Origin of the sequence: Methanothrix sp., from assembly GCF_024518575.1 — an archaeon.
In the GTDB taxonomy this organism is placed as follows: domain Archaea; phylum Halobacteriota; class Methanosarcinia; order Methanotrichales; family Methanotrichaceae; genus Methanothrix_B.
Window position 1 is genome coordinate 90,474 of sequence record NZ_JANIHG010000001.1, and the last position, 6,786, is coordinate 97,259.

Below are 6,786 nucleotides of genomic sequence, written 5' to 3' on the forward strand. Positions count from 1 at the left end.
ATTTTGATGTACCCCCATAATATCTGGCTTTGTATCGCCATCGGTCCCAACCTATTTATGTCTATCCGTGGAGCCGGTTGCACATGCAGGGCTGCTTTGAGATAATCCATAAAGACCTGGCCGGCAGGATAGGTCGGCTGCACACGCCCCATGGCACCGTGGAGACGCCGGCGCTCATGCCTGTGGTTAATCCACATGTCCTTCTGCTGAGTCCCCGGGAGCTGGTTGATCTCGGTGCTGATATGATCATAACAAACAGCTACATCATCCACCAGGACCCAGTGCTCAAAGAGACCGCGCTAGAGCGCGGGGTCCACGGTCTTCTCGAGTTCGACGGGCCGGTTATGACAGACTCGGGCGCATTCCAGCTCTCAGTTTACGGGAGCGTGGATACAGAGCCGGTTGAGATACTCGAGTTCCAGCAGGATATCCGCTCCGACATCTCCGTGCCGCTGGACATACCAACAGCTCCTGATGCTTCGAGAGAGCAGGCAGAGAGGGAGCTCGCGGAGACAGAGAGGCGGCTCAGGGAGGCGGTGGCCCACAGGAGAGAGGGTCTTCTTATCGCAGGGCCTGTGCAGGGCGGCATTTACCCTGACCTCAGAGAGTCTGCGGCGCGCAGGTTGAGGGAGATGGGCTTCGATGTGTACCCGATCGGCGCGGTCGTCCCGCTGATGGAGAGCTACAGGTTCAGGGAGCTTGTGGATGTAATCGTCGCATCGAAGATCGGCCTGGGTCCTGGGGTGCCTGTGCATCTCTTCGGCGCCGGCCATCCGATGGTCTTCGCACTTGCTGCAGCCCTGGGGTGCGATCTCTTCGATTCAGCAGCGTACGCCCTTTATGCTCGTGATGGGAGGTACCTGACGCCCACCGGCACATACAGGCTTTCAGACCTGCGGTACCTTCCGTGCTCGTGTGATGTGTGCAGAAAACACACGCCCGAATCTCTCAGCGAGGACCCGAAGAGGGTGGAGCTTCTCGCCCGCCATAACCTCTCGGCGTCATTCCAGGAGATCCGGGCTGTGAGGCAGAGCATCCACGAGGGATCTTTATGGGAGCATCTTGAGATGAGATGCAGATCCCATCCGAGGATGTATCAGGCATTCAAACACCTCTCCAGATATACAGAGCATCTGGAGAGGCTCGACCGTGTATCGAAATCGACCTTGTTCTATCTCAGCAGCGAGTCTGCGAGGAGGCCTGAGGTCATCAGGTACCGGAAAAGGATCTGCAGGCTGGAGCTCAGGGGGAGGGTCCTGGTGACGGACAGGCATCCTGAAGAGGATGAGCGTTCAGAATATGATCACATTTTGGGGTTTCTGCCTCCATTCGGGCCGTATCCTCTGGGCTTAGAGGAGATGTACCCGCTGAACGCTGAGCTGCCTGATGAGCCGGACGATAATGCGGTAAAAGAGGCGCTCGATACCCTGAGGTCACTTATCAGAGAGAACCCAGGCGCGGAGTTCCATGTTGAGGTAAGCTATCTGGAGGGTTTCAGGGATGCGGTTCTTTGAGGTCCTCAGAAGGGACGGCCCGGCGCGCCTTGGCAGGCTGATGCTCGATCGGAACATCACGACGCCCTGCATCTTATCGCGAGAGGACTATGTGTGCGCGGGAAGCGTCTTCAGGTACAGAAACCCGGAGGAGGCGAGGGAGGCCACGATCTCCCTGGCGAAGTCCCTCAAGGACGCCAGGAGGCTGATCGTTCTTCCATATCCATCTGATGCAGCTAAGGATATCGATTTGGACATCGACGCGCCAAGGGCTGTGGTCACAGACATCTCATCCGTTCAAAAAGACGCTCAAAAGGATGCGGACGTGTATGTTCTCAGGGCGGCGGGGACCATCGCAGGCGCGAGGGATCTTGTCGATACGCTGATATGTATACGGGAGTCGATACCTCCGGACTCCGCGCTCTACGCCCCTGCGCTCGCAACCCCATCGAATCTCTCGCTTCTCGTGTACCTAGGGGTGGATATCGTTGACTCTGTCAGGGTGGAGATGGACGGTCATTACAACAGGTACCATACGAGGGATGGCGTCTTCCGGAGAGATGAGCTCTCTGAGCTCCCGTGCATGTGTGAGCACTGCTCATCGGGGGACATGCCGGCACACAACATCCTGAAGCTCGAGGAGGAGCTGGTGTGGGTCAGGGAGTGCGTAAGGTCTGGCACCCTCAGGGAGTATGTGGAGCGACAGGTCAGATGCATCCCTTGGATGACCGCTGCGCTGAGGCTCGCAGACAGGCAGGAGCGGTACCTGGAGCGGAGGACGCCGACGTATAGAAAGAGTGTGATGTATGCGAACACATCTGAGTCGCTTCACAGGGTTGAGGTCAGACGGTTCGTGAGCAGGGTGCTCACAAGGTACAGGCCGCCTGAGAGCGATGTTCTTCTCCTGCTTCCATGCTCTGCCCGGAAGCCCTACTCTGAGTCGAGAAGCCACAGGCTCTTCCGCTCTGTCATGGGAAGCATGCGGAGATTCGTCCACGAGCTCATCCTGACCTCTCCGCTCGCGATAGTGCCAAGGGAGCTCGAGGATGTGTACCCAGCGGCGCACTACGACACGCCGGTGACGGGCGTGTGGGATCTGGAGGAGAGGGCATGGCTCATGGGCTCCCTCAGATCTTACCTGGAGAGGCACAGATACTCAAATATCGTTGCGCATCTCGAGGGAGAGCTCTGCGATACGCTTCGTGATGGAGGGATCGACGCGGTGTACACAGGCGGCGGGACGGGGCAGGAGGAGCTCGAGAGGCTCAGAGAGGCGCTTGAGTTTGCGTGCAAGGACGCAAGGCCGATCGGGAACTTCAGGCTCCAGGAGTTCAGGGCGAAGGCAGACTACTACTTCGGATCCGGCGCAGGGGATGTTCTAACAGATGGCGCGAGGGTGAAGGGGAACAGGCTCTTCGATTCATCAGGTAGAGCGCTCGCATCCATCAGCAGCGGCAGGCTCGCGCTCACGCTGGAGGGCGCACGGATGCTGCTGCCGCTCGGATCTTACACCGTACGCATAGGAGATTTCATACCCAAAGGAACGGTGCTGGCGCCCGGGGTGGTCGAGGCTGACGAGCAGATCCGGCCCGGCGACGAGGTTATCGTTGTGGGAGATGGTTTCCTCGGGGCAGGAAGGGCCAGGATGAGCGGGTGGGAGATGGCAGCCTCCAGGCGTGGCGTTGCTGTGGAGCTGCGGGAAGGGGCGGAGGTTTGAGCTGGCACGCTCAATAAAACCGTGAATGTGACAGCAGAGGCGTGCCAAAAGGATGAAAGCTTCGATGCGATGTTAGTTTCCAGAAACGCCTCAACACTGGATGTTGTCATGTCATGCTTTCATGGTAACTGTTCCACGAGAGCCGGCAACGCTCACAGATGCGCAAACGGGAGTTCCTATCCAGGGTCTGCTTTCAAGGTTAAGCAGTCGCGAGATCACATCACCGGCCTTGGATAGATGGTCTCATCCCTCGAGTAGTGTATCTCGAAGAACCTGCTTTTTGCTGGTGTGGTCGGCGCAGCCTCAGATCCAGCTCCAACCTCTTTTTTGTCTGCAATCGATGTGACGTTTCCGAGGAAGTGGGGGTCGGGGTTTGTGAGCGTGGCTATGAAGCTGCCGCGCCATGCTCTGCCATCAGATGATGCTGCAACGAAGCTGCCTCTGAGCAGCCCGGAATCCTGGCTGCTGCCTTTGAGGGAGATCATGAGAATACGCTTCCTGTACATCGTTGCTTTGATCTCGAAGCCCTCGGGAGCCCAGATGCCTGTGATCCTCCCCTCCATTTGCTCCGGCTCCTCGATGTATGCATCTCCCGTTATGGCGCTGCCGTTATGGGTGATCGAGATGATCGAGTTCCCGAGCATATCGGATGTGGTAGACCAGGCGACATCGTACCTGAAGTCCCAGAGTCCCGTGATCCCTGCCGCCTGGACAGGAACGGCTGAGATCAGGATCATCGCAATCAGGGCAGCAACCCCTCTCGAAGTCATCGTCTGGTTGGATGCTATTATCTGTGACCTCCTCCCCTTGAAGGGGAGGGGCTTCCTGCGCTTCGACTCGTTGTCGAAGCCCATCGGCGATTCTCGACTGCGTCGAGATGCTTCGACGAAGCCGAAGCAAGTCGAAGGTTTCACAGACCTCTTGCTCCGTAGCTCAGACAGGCTCCACCCCGCGGTCATCCGCGGTTGTTGGTTTGATGGCCTGTCAGCGCTTTCGGCCAAACAAGCCGCGTTCTCTTGATCTTGAGAGATTCTGTTTGTACTTATTTTTGTCGGCGTACAGCACATCCCCTTAAGGGAAGGTGTCTTCTGCCTGATTTCCTATTAAGCTGCATGGGTGATTGCATGGTTGAGATCAGGGATCCTGTTCATGGCTATGTGAAGATAGATGGTCTTTGTCTATCGCTGCTGGACGACCCACAGCTCCAGAGGCTTCGCTGGATCAGACAGCTCGGGCTTGCGTCTCTCGTCTATCCAGGAGCGTCTCACTCCAGGTTCGAGCACAGCCTGGGCGCATATCATCTTGCCGTGATCCTCAGCGACCGGCTGGGGCTCAGCGATGATGATGCGATGAAAATAAGGGCCGCAGCGCTTCTCCACGACATCGGCCACGGCCCCCTCTCACATGTTACAGAGCCGATGCTATCCAAATACCTTCGACGCGGGCACGAGAGCATCATGGATCTGCTCAGATCTGAGGGGATACGCACCCGCCTTGAGGAGTACGGGATAACGCCTGAGGAGATACAGAGGCTCATAAAAGGCGGGACTGAGCTTGGGAAGATAGTATCGGGCGAGATAGATGTGGACAGGATGGATTATCTCATAAGAGATGCGCACTACACAGGCGTTGCTTATGGCGTATTCGATCACCTCAGGCTCATCGAGAGGATGCACCTATCAGGAGGCAGGCTCATGATCGACTCCGGGGGTGTTCATGCCGCAGAGTCTCTTCTTCTATCAAGACTTCTCATGCAGCCCACCGTCTATCAGCACCACGTCTGCAGGATCTCCGAGTGCATGGTTGCAGGTGCACTGAGATGCATGATCGAGGATCTCGGCTTTGATCCATCATCGATTCTGAAAATGGATGACTTCGAGCTCTTTGCGGCCATGAGATCCGCGGGAGGATACGCTGCTGAGATCGCAGAACGGATCAAGACCAGGAGGCTCTTCAAGAGGGCGCTGTATGTCGGCGCCGAATCACTGGAGTTCGTGCCAAAAGCTGGAAGTGAGAAGAGGCTTGCAGAGGAGATAGCATCAGAGTCTGGCGTCGATCAGAGGTACGTGCTCCTGGACTGCCCGCCGGCTCCTGAGGTTCCAGAGGGGAGGTTCCCTGTGATGATCGAGAGAGAGGTTCTGCAGCTGCGCGAGGTCTCGCCTGTGATAAGAATGCTGGAGGATGCGCACAGGGCGACTTGGCGGCTTGGCGTTTACACGCTCCCGGAGCACAGGGAAATGGTCGCAAGAGCAGCAGAGCGCTGTCTGGGGGTGAGAAGGCCCCCTGTCCAGCACACACTTGATTCGCTGTGAACAAGCAGATCAAAACATCAGATAAACCGGAGGTGCTCTGCGGTGCCCCGGCAGCATGACGCATCAGCCCTGCGCATGTCAGTGACGTGAGCACAAAACAGAAAGAGGGGCTGAGGTTAAGGCGGGAGAGTTTTCACTCCTCTTCCTCAGACATCATGCTCTTTATGCTATCTGCAAGCTCAGCGATGACCGGCTCCATCGCATCCTTGATGTCCGGCCTGTACTTTACAAGCATGTCTGTGATCAGCGGTATCCCGATGAACTTGAGTGAGCTGTTGAGCTCTGCCAGCTCATCCGAGATCTCCGCGAGCAGAGATGCGATATCCTCCAGGCTCTCCTTTATGCTCTCCATGCCCTCATCCGTATCCCTTGATTGCTTTGCCATTATGTTCACCTTGACAGCCTCTGGAAGTATAGTTCTGGAAGTATAGTATATGTATCTGACGAAGGTCTTAGGCCTTTTACGACATCTCATCGATGCGATGGCGAGAGGGAGAACGGTGACCGGATCAATCGATCCGTGGCAGGCCAGCCAGCTGAGGGCGATATGGGTAGAACTGCTGGAACAGGACCGGTGCAGCCAGCAGAGCTGCCATCGGCGCATATCGGAATCAGGTCAGCCTGGAGAAGCACTCCTTGCACACGATCTTGCCGTTCACAACCCTGCCCCTGATCTCCATGAAGCTCTCGCCGCATTCCTGGCATTTGATGGACGGGTATATCCTTGCCCTCGGCGGCTCGGGAATATCCACCTCTCTCACTGAGAGTATGCTCTCATCAGGAGCGCTCAGTATCGCCCCCATGGCCTTCGATCTCGCCCCCTCCCCTCTGCCCTCCCTGAATATCTCCTGCAAGATCTCATCCCTGAAGTAGATCCTTATGGCCTTCTTGTCTCCTCTGTGGTAGAATGTGAAGACCTGCTTGCCGTTATCGACGAATATCAGGTTTCCCTTGCCGAAGGTGCATCCGAGCATCTCCTGAATCGCGTCGACGCTACAGGAGTTGTTCTCGACGACCGCCACGAGCTCCTCGTCCTGGGATCTGCGATAGTGGTTCATAACATATTTCGCCACCCTGTATCCGATAGCGATACCAGGGCACATATGGCCGTGAAACTCGACCGCTCTTTTTAAATCGTCTTCCATGGGTGTTAACTGACCACATCCATGACTTCAATCTGGCGATGGCACTTAAGCTCAGCGAAGAATGCTGATCTGCGGTGTGATGCGGTAACCCCACAACTTGAGAGAAGCGCAGACTTGAG

At 56.6% G+C, this 6,786-nt stretch carries 6 protein-coding genes; 3 read left to right on the forward strand and 3 right to left on the reverse strand.

Features of this window, described 5'->3' with window-relative positions; all coding sequences use genetic code 11:
- Positions 1–83: 83 nt before the first annotated feature.
- Together tgtA and arcS are read left to right on the forward strand one after the other, a co-directional pair.
- Positions 84–1,514, forward strand: coding sequence for a tRNA guanosine(15) transglycosylase TgtA (tgtA, locus tag NQU42_RS00570; RefSeq protein WP_296608150.1), 1,431 nt, complete (start codon positions 84–86; stop codon positions 1,512–1,514).
- On the forward strand, positions 1,501–3,210 hold the full coding sequence (gene arcS / locus NQU42_RS00575) for an archaeosine synthase subunit alpha (RefSeq protein WP_296608152.1): 1,710 nt from the start codon (positions 1,501–1,503) through the stop codon (positions 3,208–3,210). Before tgtA ends, arcS begins: the two co-directional genes overlap by 14 nt.
- A 215-nt stretch (positions 3,211–3,425) precedes the next feature.
- On the opposite strand, the gene NQU42_RS00580 is transcribed toward arcS, so the two are convergent.
- Positions 3,426–4,064, reverse strand: coding sequence for a hypothetical protein (locus NQU42_RS00580; protein WP_296608153.1), 639 nt, complete (start codon positions 4,062–4,064; stop codon positions 3,426–3,428).
- Between the two features lie 270 nt (positions 4,065–4,334).
- Here NQU42_RS00580 and NQU42_RS00585 point away from each other — a divergent pair, with 270 nt between their 5' ends.
- A complete protein-coding gene (locus NQU42_RS00585; RefSeq protein WP_296608155.1) occupies positions 4,335–5,522 on the forward strand; it encodes an HD domain-containing protein in 1,188 nt (395 codons plus the stop codon).
- Positions 5,523–5,655: 133 nt separating this feature from the next.
- On the opposite strand, the gene NQU42_RS00590 is transcribed toward NQU42_RS00585, so the two are convergent.
- Both NQU42_RS00590 and NQU42_RS00595 read right to left on the reverse strand, forming a co-directional pair.
- The gene (locus NQU42_RS00590) at positions 5,656–5,997 is read right to left on the reverse strand and encodes a hypothetical protein (RefSeq protein WP_296608157.1); all 342 of its coding nucleotides are present in this window, start codon (positions 5,995–5,997) and stop codon (positions 5,656–5,658) included.
- A 136-nt stretch (positions 5,998–6,133) separates the two neighbouring features.
- Positions 6,134–6,667, reverse strand: a complete 534-nt coding sequence (locus tag NQU42_RS00595; protein ID WP_296608158.1) for an FmdE family protein — start codon at positions 6,665–6,667, stop codon at positions 6,134–6,136.
- Positions 6,668–6,786: the final 119 nt, after the last annotated feature.

Bases quoted from the DNA above. Each gene is read 5' to 3' on its own strand.
- tgtA (WP_296608150.1), top strand. From the start codon at position 84: ATGCAGGGCTGCTTTGAGATAATCCATAAAGACCTGGCCGGCAGGATA.
- arcS (WP_296608152.1), top strand. From the start codon at position 1,501: ATGCGGTTCTTTGAGGTCCTCAGAAGGGACGGCCCGGCGCGCCTTGGC.
- NQU42_RS00580 (WP_296608153.1), bottom strand. From the start codon at position 4,064: ATGGGCTTCGACAACGAGTCGAAGCGCAGGAAGCCCCTCCCCTTCAAG.
- NQU42_RS00585 (WP_296608155.1), top strand. From the start codon at position 4,335: ATGGTTGAGATCAGGGATCCTGTTCATGGCTATGTGAAGATAGATGGT.
- NQU42_RS00590 (WP_296608157.1), bottom strand. From the start codon at position 5,997: ATGAGATGTCGTAAAAGGCCTAAGACCTTCGTCAGATACATATACTAT.
- NQU42_RS00595 (WP_296608158.1), bottom strand. From the start codon at position 6,667: ATGGAAGACGATTTAAAAAGAGCGGTCGAGTTTCACGGCCATATGTGC.